This window comes from Actinomadura sp. WMMB 499 (assembly GCF_008824145.1).
Taxonomy (GTDB): Bacteria; Actinomycetota; Actinomycetes; order Streptosporangiales; family Streptosporangiaceae; genus Spirillospora.
In genome coordinates this window covers 9,018,389-9,039,472 of sequence record NZ_CP044407.1, presented here as the reverse complement: position 1 = coordinate 9,039,472, position 21,084 = coordinate 9,018,389, and the positions used below count along the sequence as shown (strand labels likewise).

The 21,084-nt window shown below is 76.1% G+C and carries 21 protein-coding genes; 8 read left to right on the top strand and 13 right to left on the bottom strand.

Annotated elements, in window-relative coordinates; genetic code table 11:
• The first annotated feature begins 1 nt into the window (after nucleotide 1).
• Complete coding sequence (locus F7P10_RS41260) at nucleotides 2-2,764, top strand: Mur ligase family protein (RefSeq protein ID WP_218040299.1); 2,763 nt, start codon at nucleotides 2-4, stop codon at nucleotides 2,762-2,764.
• Between the two features lie 71 nt (nucleotides 2,765-2,835).
• Here the strand turns inward: F7P10_RS41260 and F7P10_RS41255 are convergent, their stop codons facing one another.
• From F7P10_RS41255 to F7P10_RS41205, 11 genes are all read right to left on the bottom strand, one after another.
• Complete coding sequence (locus F7P10_RS41255; RefSeq protein WP_151018646.1) at nucleotides 2,836-3,996, bottom strand: 4-hydroxybenzoate 3-monooxygenase; 1,161 nt, start codon at nucleotides 3,994-3,996, stop codon at nucleotides 2,836-2,838.
• A 52-nt stretch (nucleotides 3,997-4,048) separates the two neighbouring features.
• On the bottom strand, nucleotides 4,049-4,927 hold the full coding sequence (locus F7P10_RS41250) for an IclR family transcriptional regulator (RefSeq protein WP_254716287.1): 879 nt from the start codon (nucleotides 4,925-4,927) through the stop codon (nucleotides 4,049-4,051).
• Nucleotides 4,924-5,331, bottom strand: coding sequence for a 4-carboxymuconolactone decarboxylase (gene pcaC / locus F7P10_RS45625; RefSeq protein WP_151017550.1), 408 nt, complete (start codon nucleotides 5,329-5,331; stop codon nucleotides 4,924-4,926). The genes F7P10_RS41250 and pcaC overlap by 4 nt, the downstream gene beginning before the upstream one ends.
• On the bottom strand, nucleotides 5,328-6,146 hold the full coding sequence (pcaD, locus tag F7P10_RS41240) for a 3-oxoadipate enol-lactonase (protein WP_151017548.1): 819 nt from the start codon (nucleotides 6,144-6,146) through the stop codon (nucleotides 5,328-5,330). The genes pcaC and pcaD overlap by 4 nt, the downstream gene beginning before the upstream one ends.
• The gene (pcaB, locus tag F7P10_RS41235; protein WP_151017546.1) at nucleotides 6,143-7,345 is read right to left on the bottom strand and encodes a 3-carboxy-cis,cis-muconate cycloisomerase; all 1,203 of its coding nucleotides are present in this window, start codon (nucleotides 7,343-7,345) and stop codon (nucleotides 6,143-6,145) included. Before pcaB ends, pcaD begins: the two co-directional genes overlap by 4 nt.
• Nucleotides 7,335-7,931, bottom strand: a complete 597-nt coding sequence (gene pcaG / locus F7P10_RS41230) for a protocatechuate 3,4-dioxygenase subunit alpha (protein WP_151017544.1) — start codon at nucleotides 7,929-7,931, stop codon at nucleotides 7,335-7,337. Before pcaG ends, pcaB begins: the two co-directional genes overlap by 11 nt.
• Nucleotides 7,931-8,596, bottom strand: a complete 666-nt coding sequence (gene pcaH, locus F7P10_RS41225) for a protocatechuate 3,4-dioxygenase subunit beta (RefSeq protein WP_151017542.1) — start codon at nucleotides 8,594-8,596, stop codon at nucleotides 7,931-7,933. Before pcaH ends, pcaG begins: the two co-directional genes overlap by 1 nt.
• Nucleotides 8,593-9,249 (bottom strand): CoA transferase subunit B, encoded by a 657-nt coding sequence (locus tag F7P10_RS41220; RefSeq protein ID WP_151017540.1) that lies wholly within the window; start codon nucleotides 9,247-9,249, stop codon nucleotides 8,593-8,595. Before F7P10_RS41220 ends, pcaH begins: the two co-directional genes overlap by 4 nt.
• Nucleotides 9,249-10,031, bottom strand: a complete 783-nt coding sequence (locus F7P10_RS41215; protein ID WP_151017538.1) for a CoA transferase subunit A — start codon at nucleotides 10,029-10,031, stop codon at nucleotides 9,249-9,251. Before F7P10_RS41215 ends, F7P10_RS41220 begins: the two co-directional genes overlap by 1 nt.
• 124 nt (nucleotides 10,032-10,155) lie before the next feature.
• The gene (locus F7P10_RS41210; protein ID WP_151017536.1) at nucleotides 10,156-11,238 is read right to left on the bottom strand and encodes a sigma-70 family RNA polymerase sigma factor; all 1,083 of its coding nucleotides are present in this window, start codon (nucleotides 11,236-11,238) and stop codon (nucleotides 10,156-10,158) included.
• Between the two features lie 162 nt (nucleotides 11,239-11,400).
• Complete coding sequence (locus F7P10_RS41205; protein ID WP_151017534.1) at nucleotides 11,401-11,955, bottom strand: XdhC family protein; 555 nt, start codon at nucleotides 11,953-11,955, stop codon at nucleotides 11,401-11,403.
• 222 nt (nucleotides 11,956-12,177) lie between these two features.
• Here F7P10_RS41205 and F7P10_RS41200 point away from each other — a divergent pair, with 222 nt between their 5' ends.
• The gene (locus F7P10_RS41200; RefSeq protein ID WP_176611843.1) at nucleotides 12,178-12,735 is read left to right on the top strand and encodes a universal stress protein; all 558 of its coding nucleotides are present in this window, start codon (nucleotides 12,178-12,180) and stop codon (nucleotides 12,733-12,735) included.
• Nucleotides 12,736-12,795: 60 nt separating this feature from the next.
• On the opposite strand, the gene F7P10_RS41195 is transcribed toward F7P10_RS41200, so the two are convergent.
• Both F7P10_RS41195 and F7P10_RS41190 read right to left on the bottom strand, forming a co-directional pair.
• Nucleotides 12,796-13,896 (bottom strand): acyl-CoA dehydrogenase family protein, encoded by a 1,101-nt coding sequence (locus F7P10_RS41195; RefSeq protein ID WP_151017530.1) that lies wholly within the window; start codon nucleotides 13,894-13,896, stop codon nucleotides 12,796-12,798.
• Nucleotides 13,893-15,086, bottom strand: coding sequence for an acyl-CoA dehydrogenase family protein (locus tag F7P10_RS41190; protein ID WP_151017528.1), 1,194 nt, complete (start codon nucleotides 15,084-15,086; stop codon nucleotides 13,893-13,895). Before F7P10_RS41190 ends, F7P10_RS41195 begins: the two co-directional genes overlap by 4 nt.
• A gap of 205 nt (nucleotides 15,087-15,291) precedes the next feature.
• On the opposite strand from F7P10_RS41190, the gene F7P10_RS41185 reads away from it, so the two are divergent.
• The 6 genes from F7P10_RS41185 (at nucleotide 15,292) to F7P10_RS41160 (ending at nucleotide 21,056) form a co-directional block, all read left to right on the top strand.
• Complete coding sequence (locus F7P10_RS41185; protein WP_151017526.1) at nucleotides 15,292-16,131, top strand: SDR family oxidoreductase; 840 nt, start codon at nucleotides 15,292-15,294, stop codon at nucleotides 16,129-16,131.
• A 154-nt stretch (nucleotides 16,132-16,285) separates the two neighbouring features.
• On the top strand, nucleotides 16,286-17,068 hold the full coding sequence (locus F7P10_RS41180; protein WP_254716286.1) for an ATP-binding cassette domain-containing protein: 783 nt from the start codon (nucleotides 16,286-16,288) through the stop codon (nucleotides 17,066-17,068).
• Between the two features lie 94 nt (nucleotides 17,069-17,162).
• A complete protein-coding gene (locus F7P10_RS41175; protein WP_151017524.1) occupies nucleotides 17,163-17,387 on the top strand; it encodes a hypothetical protein in 225 nt (74 codons plus the stop codon).
• 84 nt (nucleotides 17,388-17,471) lie between these two features.
• Complete coding sequence (locus F7P10_RS41170; RefSeq protein WP_151017522.1) at nucleotides 17,472-18,086, top strand: TetR family transcriptional regulator; 615 nt, start codon at nucleotides 17,472-17,474, stop codon at nucleotides 18,084-18,086.
• A gap of 132 nt (nucleotides 18,087-18,218) precedes the next feature.
• Nucleotides 18,219-19,745 (top strand): RtcB family protein, encoded by a 1,527-nt coding sequence (locus tag F7P10_RS41165; protein WP_151017520.1) that lies wholly within the window; start codon nucleotides 18,219-18,221, stop codon nucleotides 19,743-19,745.
• A gap of 129 nt (nucleotides 19,746-19,874) precedes the next feature.
• Complete coding sequence (locus F7P10_RS41160; RefSeq protein WP_151017518.1) at nucleotides 19,875-21,056, top strand: acyl-CoA dehydrogenase family protein; 1,182 nt, start codon at nucleotides 19,875-19,877, stop codon at nucleotides 21,054-21,056.
• The last annotated feature ends 28 nt before the right edge of the window (nucleotides 21,057-21,084 follow it).

Below are 21,084 nucleotides of genomic sequence, written 5' to 3'. Positions count from 1 at the left end.
CGTGCGCCTCGATCACGTGCGCCGCCTGAGCGGCCCGAACGTGTACCTGTCCCGTCCGGTCGCCATCGCGCACCTGGACCTGCAGGGGCTGACCGGACACGAGACCACCGACCATCCCGGGTTCGCCGAACGCCTGGTGGAGGCGCTGCCCGGGCTGGCGACGCACCACTGCGCCGCGGGCCGTCCCGGGGGGCTGCTGGACGCGATGGCGCGGGGCACCTACTTCGGGCACGTCACCGAGCACGTCGCCCTGGAGCTGTCCGGGCTGATCGGCCGGGAGGCGTTCTTCGGCCGGACGGTCCTGGCGGGCGCTCCGGGACGCTACGACGTGGTGCTGGAGTGCCCGCGCGACGAGCCTCCGGGCAGCCCGGTCGTGGAGCGGCTCGTGGGCGTCGCGCTGCGGATGGTGACCGGGGCCCTGGCGGGGCCGCCACCCGACCCCGCGGCGGAGCTGGCGGAGATCGCCGCGCTGCACGAGGCGGAGCGGCTCGGGGTGAGCACCGCCGCGCTGGCCGCGGCGGCGCGGCGCCGCGGCGTCCCGGTCCACCGGGTCGGGGACCTCAACCTGCTGCGGCTGGGGTACGGGCGGTACCGCCGGACGATCTGGGCGGCGATGACCGACGCCACGTCGGCGATCGGGATGGAGATCGCGGGCGACAAGCGGCTGGCGCACCGGCTGCTGGCCGACGCGGGGCTGCCGGTGCCCGACGGGCGGGTGGCGTCGTCCCCCGCGCAGGCGCTCGAGGCGCTGCGCGACATCGGCGGGCCCGTGGTGGTCAAGCCCGTCGCCGGGCACCAGGGCGAGGGCGTCCACATCGAGCTGACCGAGCCGCCGGAGGTGGTGGCGGCCTTCACCGCGGCGGCCGGCGGGGCGCGGCCGGGCCCGGCGGCGGGCACGGCGGCGAACGGGGAGGCCGGCGGGGCGCGGCCGGGCCCGGCGGCGGGCACGGCGGCGAACGGGGAGGCCGGCGGCGCCGAGGTGATCGTCGAGTCGTACGTCCCGGGCCGCGACTACCGGGTCCTGGTGGTGGGCGGGCGGGTGGCGGCGGCCGCGGAGCTGACCGCGGCGCGGGTCGTCGGCGACGGCGCCGCGACCGTCGCGGAGCTCGTGGAGCGGATCAACGCGGATCCGGCGCGCGGCGAGGGGCACGACCGTCCGCTGACCCGGCTCGCGCTCGGCCCGGCCGAGCTGGACCTGCTGGCACGGCAGGGGCACCGGCCGGGGACGGTCCCGGCGGCCGGGGAGGCGGTGTGGCTGCGCCGCAACGCGAACCTGTCGACCGGCGGCACCAGCCGGGACGTGACCGCCGAGGTGCATCCGGAGGCGGCCGCGCTGTGCGTGCGGGCGGCCGGGACGGTCGGCATGGACGTGTGCGGCATCGACCTGCGGCTCCCCGACATCGCGGCCCCGCTCCCGGCCGAGCCGGGCGCCGCCGGGATCCTGGAGGTCAACGCGGCGCCGGGCCTGCGCATGCATCTGGCTCCCCACGAGGGCGAGGGACGCGACGTCGCGGGCGAGATCATCGACCTGCTGTACCCGGCGGGGACGCCGTCGCGGGTGCCGATCGTGTCGGTGACGGGCACCAACGGCAAGACCACGACGGTGCGGATGATCGCGCACATGCTGGAGCTGGACGGGCGGCGCACCGGCATGACGAGCACCGAGGGCGTGTACGTCGGGCGGCGGCTGGTGCACCGCTCGGACGCGTCGGGCCCGCGGTCGGCGGAGATGGTGCTGGGCGACCGGACGGTGGAGGCCGCGGTCCTGGAGACGGCCCGCGGCGGGATCGTGCGGCGCGGCCTCGGCTATCACGGGGCCGACGTCGCGGTCGTCACCAACGTCACCCCCGATCATCTGGGGATGGACGACACCGAGTCGCTGGACGACCTGGTGGAGATCAAGGCGCTGGTCGCCGAGGAGGTGCGGCGCGGCGGGCGGGTGGTGCTGAACGCCGAGGATCCGGCGTCGGCCGGGCTGGCGGAGCGCCCGGCGGTCCGCGACCGGGATCCGTCGGTGCGCCTCTTCGCGCTGTCGCCGGACGCGCCGGTGCTGGTCGCGCATCTGCGGGACGGCGGCGCCGGGTACTGCGTCGAGCACGGGTGGCTGACCGAGGCGACCGGCGACCGCCGCACCCGCGTGCTGCCGGTCGAGGAGATCGCGGGGGCGTTCGGCGGGCACGCGGGGCACGTGGTGGCGAACGCGCTCGCCGCCGTCGCCGCGGCACGGGCCCTGGGCGTCTCGCTGGACGTGGTGGGGCGTGCGCTGCGCACGTTCGAGCCGCACACCCGCAACCCGGGGCGGGGCTGCGTGTACCGGGTCGGGGAGAACCCCGTGCTGGTGGACTACGCGCACAACCCGGCGGCCGTCGCCGCGATGGGGGCGTTCGCGGCCGCGCGCTGGGGCGGCCCGGACGGCGGCCCCGACGGCGGCTCGGGTGTCGCGGTGGTGACGCTGCCGGGCGACCGGTGCGACGACCTCGTGGTCGAGACGGCGCGGACCCTCGCGGCGTCCTTCGGGCGCGTCGTGGTCTACGAGGACGAGGATCTGCGGGGCCGCCGCTCGGGCGAGATGACCCGGCTGATCGTCCGGGGGCTGCGGGAGGGCCGTCCGGACGTGCGGCACCATCCGGCGGGCGACCTGAAGGGGGCGCTGGCGTCGGCGCTCGACATGGCCGAGCCCGGCGAGCCCGTCCTGCTGCTGTACGAGAAGCTGCAGCCGGTCCTGGAACTGCTCGAGACGCTGGGGGCCGAGCCCGAGGAGTGACCCGCCGCCCCGGAACCGGACGGAACCGGGCGGCGGGACCCGACACCTGGTACCGGGGACCGGTGCGGCGGTCAGGCCAGGGGCAGGCCGACGTAGTTCTCGGCCAGGGTCGTCTTCGCGGCCTCGGACGACGCCACGTACGCCAGGTGCGACCGCTGCAGCCTGCGGGCGAACGCGTCGCCCGCCGGGTCGACGTGCAGGAGGGTGGTCATCCAGTACGAGAAGTGCTCGGCGCGCCACACTCGTCCCAGGCAGGTGTCGGAGTAGCCGTCCAGCAGTGCCTCCGACCCGTTCGCGTACCGCTCGGTGAGCGCGCGCGCCAGGACGATGACGTCCGACACGGCCAGGTTGAGGCCCTTGGCTCCCGTCGGCGGGACGATGTGCGCCGCGTCGCCCGCGAGGAACAGCCGGTCGTGGCGCATCGGCTCGGCCACGAAACTGCGCATCGGGGTGATCGACCTGTCGGTGATCGGGCCCTCGTCCAGCTCCCAGCCGTCGTCCGTGGCGAACCGGGTCGCGAGCTCGTCCCAGATCCGCGCGTCCGGCCAGGCGTCGATGTCCTCCTCGGGGGCGACCTGCAGGTACAGGCGGCTGACCTTGGGCGAGCGGAGGCTGTGCAGCGCGAAGCCCCGCTCGTGGTTGGCGTAGATCAACTCGTCGGTGGACGGCGGGACGTCGGCGAGGACGCCGAGCCAGGCGAACGGGTACTCGCGCGAGAACGTCCGCAGGTCCGGGACGGCCGGGCGGCTCACCCCGTGGAACCCGTCGCAGCCCGCGATGTAGTCGCACTCGAGGGTCCGGAGCGCGCCGTCCGGGTCCCGGTAGGTGACGCTCGGCGCGGCGGCGTCCAGCTCGACGACCTCGGTCTCGAACCGGATGTCGCCGCCGTCCTCGAGCCGCCTGGCGATGAGGTCCTTGACGATCTCGGTCTGCGCGTAGACGGTGACCGTGCGGCCGGTCAGGTCGGTGAGCGGGATCCGGTGCCCGGCGCCGTCGAACCGCAGCTCCAGCCCGTGGTGGACGAGCCCCTCGCGGTCGAGCCGCGCCCCGGCGCCGCTCTCGCGCAGCACGTCGGTCGTGCCCTGCTCCAGCATCCCGGCCCGCTGCCGCCGCTCCACGTAGCCGCGATCACGGCTCTCCAGGAGCACCGAGTCGATCCCCTGCAGGTGCAGCAGGTGGGACAGCAGCAGCCCGGCGGGCCCTCCTCCGATGATCGCGACCTGGGTGCGCATCATGTCTCCTGTTCGTTGGTCCACTGAGATGCTGCCGGGCGTTTCCGCAGGTTCACGCGCCGGTTTTCCGCTCCACGGAAAACGTTTCGGGAGGCCCGCTCCAGTGCACGGCGACGTCCCGGGAGAGGGCCCGCGCCGCCGTGGTGAGCGGCGGCAGCAGCCGGCGCAGGTCCGCGCTGCGGGTGCGCGACACCATCGACAGCGCGGCCACGACGTGCCCGGACGCGTCCCGCACGGGTGCGCCGACGGAGGAGGTCCCGAGCGTCATCTCGTCGCGGGTCAGCGCGTAGCCGGAGCGGCGGACCTGCTCGATGCAGCGCCGCAGCTCGTCCGGGTCGGTGATGGAGCGGGCGGTGCGGCGCGACAGCGGCGCGGCCAGCACCGCCTCGCGGACCTCCGGCGGCGCGAACGCCAGCAGCACCTTCCCGACGCCGGTGGTGTGCAGCGGCAGGGACGCGCCGACCTGCGTGAGGACCGGCACCGACCGGGTGCCGCGCAGCCGTTCCACCACCAGCACGTGGTCGTCGCGCAGCACGGCGAGCTGCACGTTGTCGTGGGTCGCCTCGTACAGGTCCTCCATGTGCGGCAGCGCCAGCTCCCGCAGGCCGGTCACCGCGGGCGCCTGGCTGCCGATCCGCCACAGCCGGGTGCCGATGCGGTACGTCCCGTCCGGGACCCGCTCCAGGAACCCGCCCGCCACCAGCTCGCCGACGAGCCGGTGGCCGGTCGCCGGGGGCAGCCCGGCGCGGCGGCAGATCTCGGTCAGGTTGAGGCGGACCTCGCCCTGGGCGAACGCGTTGAGGATGGCCATCACCTTGCCGGCCACGCTGATCGGGCGCGCCCCGTCGGCCATGCCCCTGCCCTCGTCCTTCCCGCCCGCGGGCACCGCCCGGATCGCCCGGCCCGCGACGTCGTCCCCGCTCGGCGTCACTCCTGCTCGGCCAGTACCCGCTGGGCGACCGCGAACGCCGAGTTCGCGGCGGGCACCCCGCAGTAGATCGCCGTCTGCAGGAGCACCTCCTTGATCTCGTCCGGGGCGAGCCCGTTGCGCAGCGCGGCCCGCACGTGCATCGCCAGCTCGTCCAGGTGCCCGCCGGCGACCAGGGCGGTCAGCGTGACGCAGCTGCGGGTCCGGCGGTCCAGCCCCGGCCTCGTCCAGATCTCGCCCCACGCGTAGCGGGTGATCATGTCCTGGAAGTCGGCGGTGAACGCGTCCTTGCGCGCCTCGGCGCGGTCCACGTGGGCGTCGCCGAGCACCGCGCGGCGGACCGTCATCCCGGCCGCGCGCCGCTCCGCGTCATCGGTGGCCATCGGGTCGCTCATCGGGTCGCTCATCGTCTCGGTCCCTTCCATGTGCGGTCCAGATGCGCGGTGATCGCCTCGGTGACCGGACCCGGACGTTCGGCGGCGGCCAGGTGCCCGGCGCCCTCGACGACGACGAGCCCGGCGTCCGGGATCCCCGCGGCGAGCCGGTCGGCGTGCCCGGTGGGCGGCGTCGGCCCGTCCAGGGCCCCGGCGATCACGAGTGTGGGCGCCGACACCTCGGGCAGCCGCGCGGTCACGTCGAACCCGGCGAGGGCGTCGCAGCAGCCCGCGTAGCCCTCCGGGGCGGTGCCGCGCAGCATCTCGACGTAGGGTTCCGCGCCGGTGAACGACGGGGTGAACCAGCGGTCGGCGGCCGTCCGGGCGACCGGTCCGACGCCGTCGCGGCGGACGAGCGCGGCGCGCTCCCGCCACGGGCCGGGTTCGCCGAACCGCGCGGAGGTGCAGATCAGGACGAGGCAGGCGACCCGTGCGGGAGCGCGCAGCGCGAGCGTCGTCCCGATCGCGCCGCCGAGCGACACCCCGGCGTAGGCGGTCTCGGCGACGCCGAGCCGGTCGAGCAGGGCGGCGACGCCGTCGGCGAGGTCGGCGACGGTGAACGGGCCGTCCGGGACGGGCGAGCCGCCGTGGCCGGGCAGGTCGTAGCGCAGCACCCGCCAGGACCGGGTCAGCTCGGGCAGCTGCGGCCGCCACAGGTCCATGGTGGTGCCGAGCGACGGGCCGAGGACGAGGACGGGCGCGCCGGGCGGGCCCTCCACCCGGTGGTGCGGGACGTAGGGGCGGCCGCCGGCGGGGCGGGCGGCCGGGGAACGGCCGGTGGACGTCATGCGCGGCTCCTGCGGTACGCGTCGAGGGCCCGGTCGGTGAGCGCGGCGGCGGCGCCGGGCCCGGGGTCCCGGCCGAGGACGGCCAGGAGGGCGTCGAGGCCGGCCCGCATCCGCTCCGGCGCGATCTCGAGGCCGCCGAGCAGCTCGGCGGCGGTCTCGGCGGCGCCGCCGGTGAGCCGCAGCGCCTCGCGCAGCGGCTGCCACTCGGCGTGCCACTCCCCCGCCGGACGCTCGTGCGGCGCGGCCTGCGCCGCGTGCAGGACCTGCACGTGCGCGGGGACCTGCAGCGCCGCCGACCGGACCAGGGCGGACAGGGCGGGGTTGCGCTTGTGCGGCATCGCCGACGAGCCGCCGCGGCCGGGCCCGGCGGCCTCGGCGACCTCGTCGAGCTCGCTCTGCGCGAGCAGCGTCACGTCGGTGGCGATCTTGCCGAGGGCCCCGGCGGTGACGGCGAGCGCGGCGCCGAGGTCGGCGACGGGGGTGCGGCGGGTGTGCCAGGGCAGCGGCGGCCGGTCCAGGCCGGTCTCGGCGGCGTAGGCGTCCACCAGCGCGCCGGCCCGGTCGCCGAACGCGTCGAGCGTCCCGGCGGCGCCGCCGAGCTGGACGGGCAGGGCCGCCGCGGCCAGCCGTTCGCGGGCCTCCAGGCAGCCCAGCAGCCAGTTCGCCGCCTTCGCGCCGAAGGTGGTGGGCAGCGCGTGCCGGCCGAGGGTGCGGGCGGCCATCGGGGTGTCGCGGTGCCGTCCGGCGAGCCCCGCCAGGGCGTCGAGAGCCTCGTCGAGGGCCGCGAGGATCACCCGGCGGGCGCGGGACGCGACGAGCATCGCGCCGGTGTCGACGATGTCCTGGCTGGTGGCGCCCCGGTGGACGTGCTCGGCGGCGGGCCCGGCCAGGGCGCGCAGGTCGGCGACCAGCGGGACGACCGGGTTGCCCGCCCCGCGGGCGCGGCGGGCGATCCCGGGCAGGTCGAACCGGGCGGGGTCGGCGGCCGCGGCGATGGCCGCGGCCGCGTCGCCGGGGACGATGCCGAGGCGCGCCTGCGCGCGGGCGAGGGCCGCCTCGGCGTCCAGCATGGCCGCGAGGTAGGCCGGGTCGCCGGTGGCGGCCTCCGTCCGTGTCCCGGCGCGCACCGGGGACAGCAGTCCCGCGTCGGGCGGCGCGGCGCCCGGCGCCGCCGGCTCCGGCCGGTCGTCAGAAGCCAAGGAAGACCGTCTCCCGCTCGCCCTGCATGCGGATGTCGAACCGGTACTCTCGCTCCCCCGTCCGCTCGGCGATCAGCGTGCCGCGGCGGTCGGCCGGGAACTCCGCGAGCAGCGGGTCGGCGGCGTGCGCGGCCTCGTCCTCGGGGAAGTACATGCGGGTGAACACGGGCTTGAGCAGCCCGCGCGCGAACACCAGCACGGCGATGTAGGGGGCCTGGCCGCCGCCCGTGGCACCGGGCTTGAGGGTGCTGAACCAGTAGCCGCCGGCGGGGTCGGTGGCGCACCGGCCGAAGCCGGAGAAGCCGTGCCCGTCGCGGACCCGGCCGCCGGGCCGCCGCGGCACCGCGCCGTTCTCGTCGGCCTGCCAGATCTCCACGAGCGCGTCGGAGACCGGCTCGCCCGCGCCGTCGGTCACGGTGCCGTGGACGCGGACGGCGTCCGGCCGCCAGGCGGGGACGACGCGCGGGCCCTCCTCGTAGGGCAGCGCGTAGCCGAAGAACGGGCCGACCGTCTGCGAGGGGGTGACCGGCGACGGGTGGAGCGCGGTGCTCGCGGACGCGCCGCCGGAAGGCCGGGTCTCGCTCATCAGGCCTCCATCGGGGTGTCGCCGAGCACGATGTCCCACTGGTAGCCCAGCGCCCACTCCGGCTCGGTGGTGTCCATGTCGAACCGGGCGACGAGGTTCTCCCGGTCCCGCTGCTCGGGGATCGACTGGAAGATCGGGTCGAAGGCGAACAGCGGATCGCCCGGGAAGTACATCTGGGTGACCAGCCGCTGGGTGAACGCCGTGCCGAACACCGAGAAGTGGATGTGCGCGGGCCGCCACGCGTTGTGGTGGTTGCGCCACGGGTAGGCGCCCGGCTTGATCGTGACGAACCGGTAGCGGCCGTCGTCGCCGGTGAGGCAGCGGCCCGACCCGGTGAAGTTGGGGTCGAGCGGCGCCGGGTGCTGGTCGCCGGCGTGCCGGTACCGTCCGGCGGAGTTGGCCTGCCAGACCTCGACGAGCGCGCCGCGGACCGGGCGTCCGGCGGTGTCCAGCACCCGGCCGGTGACGACGATGCGCTCGCCCAGCGGCTCGCCGGGGTGCTGCCTCGTGAGGTCCCAGTCGAGCCGGCCGAGCTCCTGGTGCCCGAAGACGGGCGAGGTCAGCTCGACGCTGTCGGGGCCGAGCTTGGGCATCACCGGCGCGTGCTCGGGAGCGCGCAGCACGGTGCTCTTGTAGCCGGGGTACAGGTACGGAGGATGCGTCATGCCGGAGTCCCTTCTGCTGCGGCGGGCTCGAGGAGCCGCGGCCCGGTCGCGGCCCGGATCTCCTCGACGGTGACGCCGGGCGCGGTCTCCACCAGCGTCAGGCCGTCCGGGGTGACGTCGACGACGCCGAGGTCGGTGATGATCCGGTCGACGCAGCCGGCGCCGGTCAGCGGCAGCGCGCACTCCTCGACGATCTTCGGGTCGCCGTCGCGGGTGGTGTGGCTCATCACCACGATCACCTTGCGGGCGCCGTGCACGAGGTCCATCGCCCCGCCCATGCCTTTGATCATTTTTCCGGGGACGGACCAGTTCGCCAGGTCGCCGCGGGCGGAGACCTGCATGGCGCCCAGCACGGCGATGTCGATGTGGCCGCCGCGGATCATCCCGAAGGACAGGGCCGAGTCGAAGCAGGCCGCGCCGGGCAGCGCCGTCACGGTCTCCTTGCCGGCGTTGATGAGGTCGGGGTCGACCTCGTCCTCGGCGGGGTACGGGCCGACGCCGAGGACGCCGTTCTCGGCGTGCAGCGTCACCTGCCGCCCGTCGGGCACGTAGCCGGGGATCAGCGTGGGCAGCCCGATGCCGAGGTTGACGTACGCGCCGTCGGGCAGCTCGGCCGCCGCGCGGGCGGCGATCTCGTTCCTGGACCAGGCCATCAGGCGCCCTCCCCGCTCTCCGGTCCGCTCCGGCGCACCGTCCGCTTCTCGATCGGCTTGTCGGCCGCCTGCCCCGGCGTCAGCTCCAGCACCCGCTGGACGAACACGCCGGGCAGGTGGACGGCGTCGGGGTCGAGCTCGCCGGGTTCGGCGAGCCGCTCGACCTCCGCGATCGTGACCCGCCCGGCCATCGCGGCGAGCGGGTTGAAGTTGCGGGCGGCCTTGTCGAACACCAGGTTGCCGTGCCGGTCGCCGACGGCGGCCCGCACCAGCGCGAAATCGGTGGTGATGCTCTCCTCGAGCACGTACTCGCGGCCGCCGAACTCGCGTACCTCCTTGGCGGGGGACGCGACGGCGACGCCGCCGTCCGGGGCGTACCGCCACGGCAGCCCGCCGTCGGCGACCATCGTGCCGACCCCGGCCGGGGTGTAGAACGCGGGGATGCCCGAGCCGCCCGCGCGCAGCCGCTCGGCGAGCGTGCCCTGCGGCATCAGCTCCACCTCGATCTCACCGGCGAGGTACTGGCGCGCGAACTCCTTGTTCTCGCCGACGTAGGAGCCCATCGCCCGCGCGATCCGGCCCGCGGCGAGCAGCTGCCCGAGGCCCCGGCCGTCCAGCCCGCAGTTGTTCGAGACGACCGTCAGGTTCCCGGCGCCCCGCTCGTGCACGGCGGTGATCAGGATCGCGGGCACCCCGCACAACCCGAAGCCGCCGACGGCCAGCGACGACCCGTCGTCGATGCCGGCGACCGCGTCGGCCGCCGAGGGCACGACCTTGTCCATGTGCCTCCCATTCCCGCTCCGGCGGCGCCCGATCACGCCGCCGGGGCCGCCGTCCACCACGGTGGCAGCCGGCGGCGGAGGCCGTGCACGTCATCTTCCGCTGAGCGGAAAAGCGACCTCCGGGTCAGGCGCTTTCCGGCAGGCCGAACAGCGGGAACAGTGTCGTGTCGAAGAACGCGGACACGTGCGCGACACCCTCGGCGGTGATCGAGACGACCTGCAGCTGGTAGGGCCGGTGCACGCCCTCCTCGTCCCGGCGGTACATGCCGAACGCGGGCTGGCCGTTCGCCGCGGCGGGGAGCATGCGCAGCTCCCCGGGTTCGGGGCCGCACTGGGCGATGATGAGCCGCACGATCGTCTCGGCGCCGGCGAACCACTCCGGGAAGGGCGGCATCTCCCAGACGGCGTCCTGCTTGAACAGCTCGATGAGCGAGGCGATGTCGGCGTCCTCGAACGCCCTGGCGTAGCGGTCGAGCAGCTCGCGGGCGGACGGGTCGGTGGGCTCGACGAGCTCGTCGCGGGCTGGGGCGTCCTGTTCCAGCCGCTCCCGGGCCCGCTGCAGGGCGCTGTTGACGGCGGCGGTGCTGGTGCCGAGCAGCTCGGCGACCTCGGCGGCCCGCCACTTCAGCACGTCCCGCAGGATGAGCACGACCCGCTGCCTGGCGGGCAGGTGCTGCAGCGCCGCGACGAACGCGAGCCGGGTGCTCTCCCGGGCGGCGACGATGGCGGCCGGGTCGGCGGGGTCCGCGACGGCGACGGCGTCGGGGACCGGTTCCAGCCACGGCACCTCGGGGGACGCGACGACGGGCCGTTCGGGCTCGTCGCTCGGGGCGCCCAGCCCCGACGGCATGGGCCGGTTGCCGCGCTGGTCGATCGCGGTCAGGCAGGCGTTCGTGGCGATGCGGTAGAGCCAGGTCCGCAGCGAGGACCGGCCCTCGAAGCGCGCGTAGGCCTTCCATGCGCGCAGGTACGTCTCCTGGACGAGGTCCTCGGCGTCGTGGACGGACCCGAGCATGCGGTAGCAGTGCGCGAGCAGTTCGCGCCGGTACGGGTCGGCCCGGTCCAGGAACTCGCGGTCGTCCGCGGCGGCCGTGGTCGTCGCGGCCCGGGACTCGGGGTCCGGGGTCGCGGCGCCGCTCGTGCGGTCGCTCGTGCGGTCGCTCGTGCGGTCGCTCGTGCGGTCGCTCGTCGTGCGTTCGGCTGGCATGGTCGTCGTCACCTTCGCTCGGCGGTGGTACCTCGCGGCGGCGCGGGCCGGCGGCCGCCCGTTCGTCCCGACCGTAGACCGCCCCACCGACAGAACCGTGCGTCGCACCATCTTACGCGCTGACCTGCGGCGCCGCCCGGGAACGGGTGGGCGCGCGGCCGGTCAGAACGCGAAGCCGCCGGGACGGCCGTTGCGGTCGGCGATGAGCCCGGCGAGGGTCGCGACGGCGATCTCGGCGGGCGTCCGGGACCCGATGTTGAGGCCGATGGGCCGGTGCACGCGGGCGATGTCGCCGGACGGGACGCCGAGTTCGGTGAGCGCCGGGATGTGCGGGGCGGGGTGGCGCGGGTTGCCCATCACGCCGACCCAGCGCACGGGCTGGGTGAGCACGGCGGCCAGTACCCGGCCGAGTTCGGGGCGGTGGTGGTCGGTGACGACGACGTCCGCGGAGGCGTCCAGCGGCGGCGGCGCGGCCGAGCCGTCCCGGTCCTCGTCGGGGTCGACGAGGAACGTGCGGTAGCCGAGGTCCGCGCCGTAGCGGAGCAGGTGCGCGGCCACCGGGGTGGCGAAGACGGCGACGAGCGTGCGGTCGCCGCTCTCGGGGCGGACATCGCCGTGCGCGACGGCGCAGGCCCGATCGTCCGGCGGCGGTCCGCCCGCGCGGGCGGGGCCGTGCTCGCTGGAGGCCCCGGAGGAGGCCGGCGTGGGTGTGCCCATGGCGGAAGTCTGCCGGGCCGCCGGGCGGCGGTCCAGCGGGCGCGCGTCAGGCGGTCGGGCGATGCGCCGGGCGGGCGGTGCGGCGATCGGGCGCGGCGGGCGGGCGGGTGACGGCGCGATCGCCGCGAACCGGGGGTGAACCAGCGTGGAACACTTCCGCTGGGGCGGGTATTCCTTCACTGTATGGTGAACCACCTCACCCCGGAGGCTTCAGGAGGGATCGTGATCGTGAGGCCGGAGGGCGGTCCCCGTGTCGTGGTGGGGGTCGACGACTCCGCCGGCGCGCGCTGCGCGCTCTCCTGGGCGATCGGCGAGGCGCGGCTGCGGCGGCTCCCCCTGCTGGTCGCGCACGCCGCGCCGCTCCCGCCGCACGTGTCGGCGGCCGGGCAGCTCGGCTGCGGCGTCACCGACGCGCTGCGCGGCTCCGGCGCGGATCTGATCGGCCGGCTGCTGGCGGACGTGTGCGGCGGCCCGCCGGACGGTGTGGACCTGACGGCGCTGGCGCTGGTCGGCGAGCCCGGCGCGACGCTGGTGCGGCTCGCGGGCGAGGACGACATCCTCGTGGTCGGGCACGGCCGGCGGGGGCCGCTGTCGCGGCTGGTGCGCCCGTCGGTGCGGCTGCACTGCGCCCGCCGGTCGCGGGCGACGCTGGTGTGCGTCGGCCCGCCCGCGTTCGACTCGCTGCTCGAGCGGCTCGCGGCGCGCGACGCGAGCCCGGAGCACGGCGCCGACGAGTCCCGGTTCCGGCGGCTGGGCCGCCGGCTCTGGCTCGACCGGTAGCCCCGGTGGGACGGGGCCCGTGCCGGCCCTGCGGCGGGCGCGGCACGGGCCCGGCGCCCGTCAGGCGGGCGGGAGACCGGCCAGCTCGGCGAGCGCGGCGCGGTGCCGGTCGGGCGAGCCGAGCGCGATCGAGTCGGCCTTGGCCCGCTTGAGGAACAGGTGCGCCTGGTGCTCCCAGGTGAACCCGATGCCGCCGTGCATCTGCACGCACTCCTCGGCGGCCTTGACCGCGACGGCCGAGCAGTGCGCCTGCGCGACGGCGGCGGCGACGGGGAGGTCGGCGTCGCCGGCGGCCGCGCAGGACGCGGCGTAGCGCGCGGCGGCGCGGGCCTGGGTGATCGACGTCCACAGGTCGGCCAGGCGGTGCTTGAGGGCCTGGTAGGAGCCGATCTGGCGGCCGAACTGGTAGCGGGTCTTGACGTAGGCGACGGTGTCGTCCAGGCAGCGTTCGGCGATGCCGAGCTGCTCGGAGGCGAGCAGCGCGGCGCCGGTCAGCAGCGCGGCGCGGACGGCGTCCGCTCCCTGCGCGACCTGCCGGGCCGGGGCGCCGGCGAAGACGACGTCGGCGAGCCGGCGGGTCATGTCCAGGGACGTCACGGCGGTGCGGCGGACGTGCCCGCCGTCCGGGGAGGCGGCGTCCACGGCGTACAGCCCGCCGGCGGCCGGGACGAGGAACACGTCGGCGGCGAGTCCGTCGGCGACGGACCGGACCTCGCCGGTCAGCGCGCCGCCGGAGACGGCGGGGGCGGCGGGCCCGGCGGCCGGGTCGGCGCCGGGCGCGGTGCCGAACGGCACGGCGAGGACGGCGATCCGCTCCCCCGCGGCCACGCGCCCGAGCAGGTCCCGCTCGCCCGCCGCCAGCAGCGCGGCCGTCGCCACGACGGAGCCGGTGAGGAACGGGACGGGCGCGGCGGCGCGGCCCAGTTCCTCCATCACCACGGCGGCCTCCCGCCAGCTCGCGCCCGCGCCGCCGAGGTCCTCGGGCACGGGCAGCCCCGCGCAGCCGAGCTGACCGGCGAGGGCCGTCCAGAGCGCCGCGTCGTACGGCTCGTCCTTCTCGGTGCCGGCGAGGACGGACGTCCAGGGGGCCTTGTCCTCGAGGACCTCGCGGACGCTCGCGCGCAGGTCGTTCTCGATCTCGGTGTAGAGGAGGTCGGTCACTTCGGCAGGTCCTTCCACGGCACGTCCTTGTCGACCCGGATCTCGCCGGGCAGGCCCAGGACGCGTTCGGCGATGATGTTGCGCAGGATCTCCGAGGTGCCGCCCTCGATGGAGTTGCCCTTGGCGCGCAGGTAGCGGTAGCCGGGCGAGCGGCGGGTGAAGTCGACCTCGGACGGGCGGCGCATCGTCCAGTCGTCGTAGCGCAGGCCGTCGTCGCCGAGCAGTTCCAGCTCCAGCCCGGAGGCGCGCTGGTTGAGGTCGGCGAAGGCGAGCTTGGCGGCCGAGCCCTCGGGGCCGGGCTTGCCGACGGCGAGCTGCTGGCGGAGCCGCTCGCCGGTGAGGCGGGCGGCCTCGGTCTCCACCCACAGCCGCAGCAGGGCGTCGTGCAGCCCGGCGGTGCGCAGTTCGGGGCGGTCCCGCCAGAGCTTCGCGGCGACGCCGATCATGCCGCCCTCGCGGGGCGCGGCGGCGCCGCCGATGGCGACCCGCTCGTTCATCAGGGTGGTGGTGGAGACGCGCCAGCCGTCCCCGACCTCGCCGAGCCGGTTCTCGTCGGGGACGCGGACGTCGGTGAGGAAGACCTCGTTGAACTCGGCCTCGCCGGTGATCTGCCGCAGCGGCCGCACCTCGACGCCGGGCGCGGTCATGTCGCAGACGAAGTAGGTCATGCCGCGGTGCTTGGGGACGTCCGGGTCGGTGCGGGTCACCAGGAGGGCGTAGCGCGCCTCGTGCGCCATGGACGTCCAGACCTTCTGGCCGTTGACGATCCAGTGGTCGCCGTCGCGGACGGCGCGGGTGCCGAGCGCGGCGAGGTCGGAGCCGGCGCCGGGCTCGCTGAACAGCTGGCACCAGATCTCCTCGCCCGTCCACAGCGGGCGCAGGAAGCGGCGCTTCTGCTCCTCGGTGCCGGACGACAGGACCGTGGGGGCCGCCATGCCGAGGCCGATGCCGTTGCGCTCCGGCTGGTTGGAGGGGGAGCCCGCCTCCCGGAACCGCCTGTCCACGGCGGGCTGCAGGGCGCGCGGGGCGCCGAGGCCGCCGTGCCCCTCCGGGTAGTGGACCCACGCCAGGCCGGCGTCGAAGCGGGCCCGGAGGAACTCCAGCGGCTCGGTGGCCGCGGGGTCGTGCTCGGCGAGGAAGGCCTCGACCCTCCTGCCCAGCTCGTCGGCGTCGGGCGGTGCTGTGCTCACAGGGCGGACCTCCGCGCGATCTCGGGTGGCGCAGGGGCCACCGGAAGGGACATACCAACCGGTCGGTATGGCAGGTCCACCCTAGAAAGCCGCGCGCACGGGCGTCAACCGGCGCGACGGCGCGCGGCGGGGCCGCCGGTAAGGGTCCGGTCCCGCCCGGCGGTGCGCCTTGCCGGGCCGCCCGCGCGTGTGCGACGTTCCCCGCATGGTGACTTTGGCGGGACGGTCCGCGCTGGTCACGGGCGCCTCGTCCGGGATCGGCGCGGCGATCGCGGAGGCGCTCGCCGAGGCGGGCGCCCGGGTGGGGCTGACGGCGCGGCGGGCGGACCGGCTGGCGGACGTGCTCGCCCGGTGCCGGGAGCACGCGCCGGGCTCGGCGATGTGGCCGGCGGACCTGGCCGAGCCGGACGCGGCGGCGGCGCTCGCCGCGGCCGCCGAGGCGGAGTTCGGCGGCGTCGACGTGCTGGTCAACAACGCGGGGATGCCGAAGCGGCGGCACGTCCGGGACCTGACGCCCGCCGACGTCGAGGACGTGCTGCGGCTGAACTACGCGGCGGCCGTCCGGCTCGCCCTCGCGGTGCTGCCCGGGATGATCGCGCGGGGCCGCGGGCACCTGGTCGCGGTCGGATCGGTCGCGGCCCGGCTCGGCCCGCCGCACGAGGCCGCCTACGCGGCGTCCAAGGCCGCGCTGACCGCCTTCTGGGAGAGCATGGCCGTCGACCTGGACGGCACGGGCGTGCACGTCCACGTGGTGCAGCCGGCGCTGATCGCCGGGACGGAGCTGTTCGACGCGCGGCCCGGCGACGAGGAGCCGCTGAGCGACCTCACCGGCGCGCCGCCGCCGCGGGAGGTGGCCGCGGCCGTCCTCGGCATGATCGGCGACGGGCGGTTCGAGCGGTACGTCCCGGACTGGTTCGACCAGATGGCCTCGGGCAAGGCCGCCGACGTGGAGGCGTTCGTCGCCGGGGTGAAGGAGTGGCGGCGGGAACGGCTCGAGGAGATCGGCGGTTCCGGCGGCGTTGCCGCCGCGTCGCCTCCTCAGTAGGGTGAGGGCCCGGTGATCCAGATCACATGATGTGGGTCACAGTCCACTCCTCGCCGGGAGGTGCGGATTGCCCCCCACCGCCATGCCCCCCACCGCCATGTCCCCGACCGGCGTGTCCCCGGGCGCCCCGCCCGCGTCCTCCGGAGGACTGCTCGTGTCGGGCGTGACCGTGCGGTTCGGTGCGCTGACCGCCGTGGACCGGGCCGCCCTCGCCGCGCCGGCGGGCGCGGTGACCGGACTGATCGGGCCGGACGGCGCCGGCAAGACCACCCTCTGCGACGTCATCAGCGGGCTGCGGCGCCCCGCCGAGGGCACCGTCCGGCTGGGCGGGGCCGACCTCACCGGCGGCGCCCGCGAGCGCGCCCGCCGCGGCGTCGCCCGCACGTTCGAGCGTCCCGGCCCGCTCGGCGCCAAGACCGTGCGGGACGCCGTCCGGACGGCGGCCGCCCGGCACGCGGCGGCCCGCGAGCATCCCGGGCGGACGGCGCGGGACCGGCTGCGCCGCCGCCGCGCGGCCCGCCGGGAGGCGGCCGGGCGCGCCGACGAACTGCTCGCCCGCGTCGGGATCGGCGAGTACGCCCGCCGGTCCGCGCGGGCCGTCCCGCCCGACGTCGCCCGGCTGGCCGAACTGGCGCGCGCGCTGGCCGCCGACCCGTCCGTCCTGCTGCTGGACGAGCCCTGGCCGGGGCTGCCCGAGCGGCGGTCCCGGGCCCTGGAGGTGCTCCTGCGCGACCTCGCCGCCGAGGGGCTGGCGGTCGTGGTCGCCGGGCGCGACCTGGAGCCGGTCCTCGGCGTCTGCGACGTCGTGCACGTGTTGGACGGCGGCCGGGTGGTCGCCAGCGGCCCGCCCGCCGAGGTCCGCGCCGACGCGCGCGCCCGCGACGCCGTCCGGGGCACCGGTTCCCGGGCGCCGGGGGCGCGCCTCACGGCCCGCTGACCGCTCGCTCGTCCGCGGGCCGGACACCGCCGCGCAGGGGCGGCGCTGCGTACCGGAACGCCGAGGCTCCAAGATCATCGGGGCTTTCGGAACCGTGAAGCCGGTCGCCGTGGAGCGGCTCGGGGACGGCGCGACGGCGTTCCGGATCGTGGACGCGGACGGTGTCGCGTCGCACTGGGTGGAGATCGTCCGGATGCCGGGTCATCTGATCGAGATCCGGATCCCGAACCAGTCGCCCGAGCCGCCCGGGAAGATGATGGACCGGCTGCGGCGGATCGCGCGGGCCGCCCACGGACGGGCGGCCGCGAAGCTGGGGTGACGGGCCGGACGGGACGCGGGCGGAGGCCGGAAACGCGCGCCGGGTGATAATGGGGGCTCGCCGACCGCCTCCGGAGGAACGCTGATGGGCACCGCCGACCGCCCCGTGCGCGAAGCCCTGCTGGACGCCGCCGCCGCGCTGCTGGTCGAGCGCGGCTACCGCGGGCTGCGCATGCGGGACGTCGCCTCCGCCGCCGGGGTGAGCCGGCAGACCGTCTACAACGAGTTCGGCGACAAGTGGGGCCTCGCGCAGGCCGTGCTGATCCGCGACAACGACCGGTACCTGGACGGCATCGACCGGGTGCTGTCGGAGCACGCCGACCTGTTCGACGCGGTCGTCGCGGCCGTCCGGTACACGCTGGAGACGTCGGCGGACGACCAGCTGAAGAAGGCCGTACTGACCGGCGCGGGCGGCGACGAGCTGCTGCCGCTGCTCACCACGCAGGCGGAGCCGGTGCTGTTCACCGCGAGCGCCCGGCTCACCGACCATGCGGCGCGGCAGTGGCCGCATCTGGACCGCGCCGTGCTGGCCGAGGTGGCGGACGCGGCCGTCCGGCTGACGATGAGCCACATCATGCTGCCGTCCGGTCCGCCCGAGCGCGTGGCCCGGTCGGTGGCCCGGATGGTGACGGGCTACCTGGGCGCCGCGGGTGAACGGGGCGCCGGAAAACCGGATGACACCGCCGAAGGCCCGAAGTAGCGTTGCTCCCGCCTCGCGGCTGCTGAACCCGAGGAGACGGCGCCCACCGGCGCCCGTCCCGCCGTCGCGCCCCCCGCGGACGGCTCGTTCCCGTGTTCGGCCACGACCGGAGGTTCTCCCTTGTCCGGAGGCATGCCCGCACGTCAAGATCATCGGCTCGTCCGCTCGGACGGGCACTGGCTCACCCTGCCCAATCCCCACGGCGTCCCCGCCGAGATCTGCGCGGGGCCCGACGTCCCGCTGGAGCCGGCCGCCGTCACCGAGGCGCTGGACCTGCTGGAGACCGCGCGGACGCTCGAGCGGCTCGCCGAGGAAACGCCCGGTCTCGCCGGAACGCCGCGCATCGCCCGCGCGGCTTTCACGCCCGACTTCCACAAGGGGGCCGGGATCCCGATCGGGACGGTGCTGGACGTCGAGCACGCGCTCCTCCCCCAGGCGGTCGGCAACGACGTCAACTGCGGGATGCGGCTGGAGGTCACCACCCTGGACGCCGACCGGGTGCGGGACCGGCTGGACGCGCTCGAGCGGCGGCTGCGGCACCTGTTCTTCGAGGGCGGCCGCCGGATCGCGCTCACCCCGCTGCAGCGGGAGGCGCTGCTGCGCGAGGGGCTGCCGGGCCTGCTGACGACCGGCCCGGCGCCCTGGCCGGGTCTGCGCCCGGGCGACGCGGACGACTGCGTCGACCGCGTCCACTGCGCCGGGCTGACCGTCCCGACGGCGGAGGCGTTCGCCGACTGGGTCGGCAGCGCGGCCGGGTCACCGGACGAGCCGAGCCACGACGGCGTCATCGGCGGGATCGGCGGCGGCAACCACTTCGCCGAGCTGCAGTACGTGGCGCGGACGCACGACGCGGCCGCCGCGCACGCGTGGGGGCTGGCGCCCGGCGCGGTGGTGGTGATGGTGCACAGCGGGTCGCTGTCGCTGGGGCACCAGGCGAACGCGACCGCGCTCGACCGGCTCCGGGCACGGTGGCCGAAGAGCCTGGCGCGCCCGCGCAACGGCGTCCTGCCGTTCCTGCTGGACGAGCGCTCGGAGCCGGACCGGCGCCGGTACCTGGAGGCGTTCGGCAACGCGGCCAACTTCGCGCTCGGGAACCGGTTCTTCCTCGCGCTGACGATGCGGGCCGGGCTCGCCGCCGAGTGCGGGGAGGGGGCCGGGTTCGACGCCCGGCTCCTGTACGACGCGCCGCACAACCTGTTCTGGCGGGACGGCGACCGCGCGGTCCACCGCAAGGGCGCAACCCCGGCGGGAGGCCACGCCGAGATGGCGGGCGGCCCGTTCGAGATGTGGGGCGAACCGGTCATCGTGCCCGGATCGATGGGGGCGTCCAGTTTCGTCCTGCGCGGGCACGGCGACCCCCGGACGGTCGCGAGCGCGTGCCACGGCGCGGGACGGCGGGTGCCGCGCGGCGCGGCGGCGCGCGGGGGCGACGCCGAACTGGACGCTTTCCTTCGGGAGTTCCGGGTGGTCACCCCGCTGGACCACCGGGACCCGCGGGCGGCGCGCCGGCCGGACGTCATGGCCGCGTGGCGGCGCGACCTCAAGCAGGAGGCGCCGTGGGCCTACAAGGACATCGGCCCGGTCGTGTCCGGCCTGCGGGGCGGCGGGGTCGCCACGCCGGTCGCCGAGCTGCGGCCGCTGCTGACCGTCAAGGGGTGAACCGCCCGGTTCCCCGGCGGCCGGTCCGGCCGCCGGGGAACCGGACCCGATGTCAGTGACCACTTACAGGATCGGCTACGGTGGGTGCCTGATTCGGACCCCGAACAGCACACGCGCCAGGAGGCTTGCATGGACTTCGACCTGCCGGAGAGCGCGATCGCCGTGCGTGACGGCGTGCGGGCGATCGCCGGGAAGTACGACCAGGAGTACTGGAGCCGGTGCGACGCCGAGAAGCGGTGGCCCGAGGAGGTGTGGCGGGAGCTCGTCGCGGGCGGCTGGCACAGCCTCGCGATCCCCGAGGAGCACGGCGGCGCCGGGCAGGGCCTCCTCGAGCTCGCCGTCGCGCTGGAGTCGCTCGCCGAGGGCGGCGCGGGCGGCGCCGCGTCCTTCATGTACCTGCTGACCCCGGCGTTCGGCGGCCTGACCATCGCCCGCCACGGGACGGACGCGCAGCGCGCCGAGTTCCTGCCGAAGATCGCCGCGGGCGAGCTGGAGACCTGCTTCGCCGTCACCGAACCCGACGCGGGCAGCAACGCGATGAACATCTCCACCCAGGCCCGCCGCGACGGCGACGGCTACCTGGTGAGCGGCCAGAAGATCTGGATCTCCGGGATGGAGCGCGCCGACTTCCTCGTCCTGGTCACCCGGACGATCCCGGCCGCCGAGGCGCGCCCCCGCACCGCGGGCTTCACCGTCCTGCTCGTGGACGTCAAGGAGGCCGTCGAGGCCGGAACCCTGACGTACCAGCCGATCCCGAAGCTCGGCACGAACACCGTCGCGTCCAGCATGGTGTTCCTGGACGGCGTCCGCGTGCCGGCCGACCGGGTCCTGGGCGAGCCCGACCAGGGCTTCGCCGTCCTGTGGGACATCCTCAACCCCGAGCGCATCCTCGCCGCGGCGGGCGGCGTCGGCTCCGGCGAGCTGGTCCTGCGGATCGCCTGCGACTACGCGCGCGACCGCGCGCCGTTCGGGCAGCCCATCGGCGCGCACCAGGGCGTCGCGTTCCCCCTCGCCCGCATCAAGGCGCAGGTGGAGCTGGCCCGGCTGATGACCTACAAGGCGGCGTGGCTGTGGGACCGCGGACGGCCGTGCGGCTCGGAGGCCAACATCGCCAAGCTCACCGCGGCGGACGCCGCGTGGCAGGCGGCCGACCGCGCCTTCCAGACCCACGGCGGGATGGCGTACTCGCTGGAGTACCCGGTCGCCCGGATGTTCCGCGACGCCCGCATCGCCAAGAACATCCCCGTCGCCGAGGAACTCGTCCTGGCCCACATCGCCCAGCACGAGCTGGGGCTGCCGCGCTCGTACTGAGCACCGCCGGGCCGCCGCCGGTAGGGGA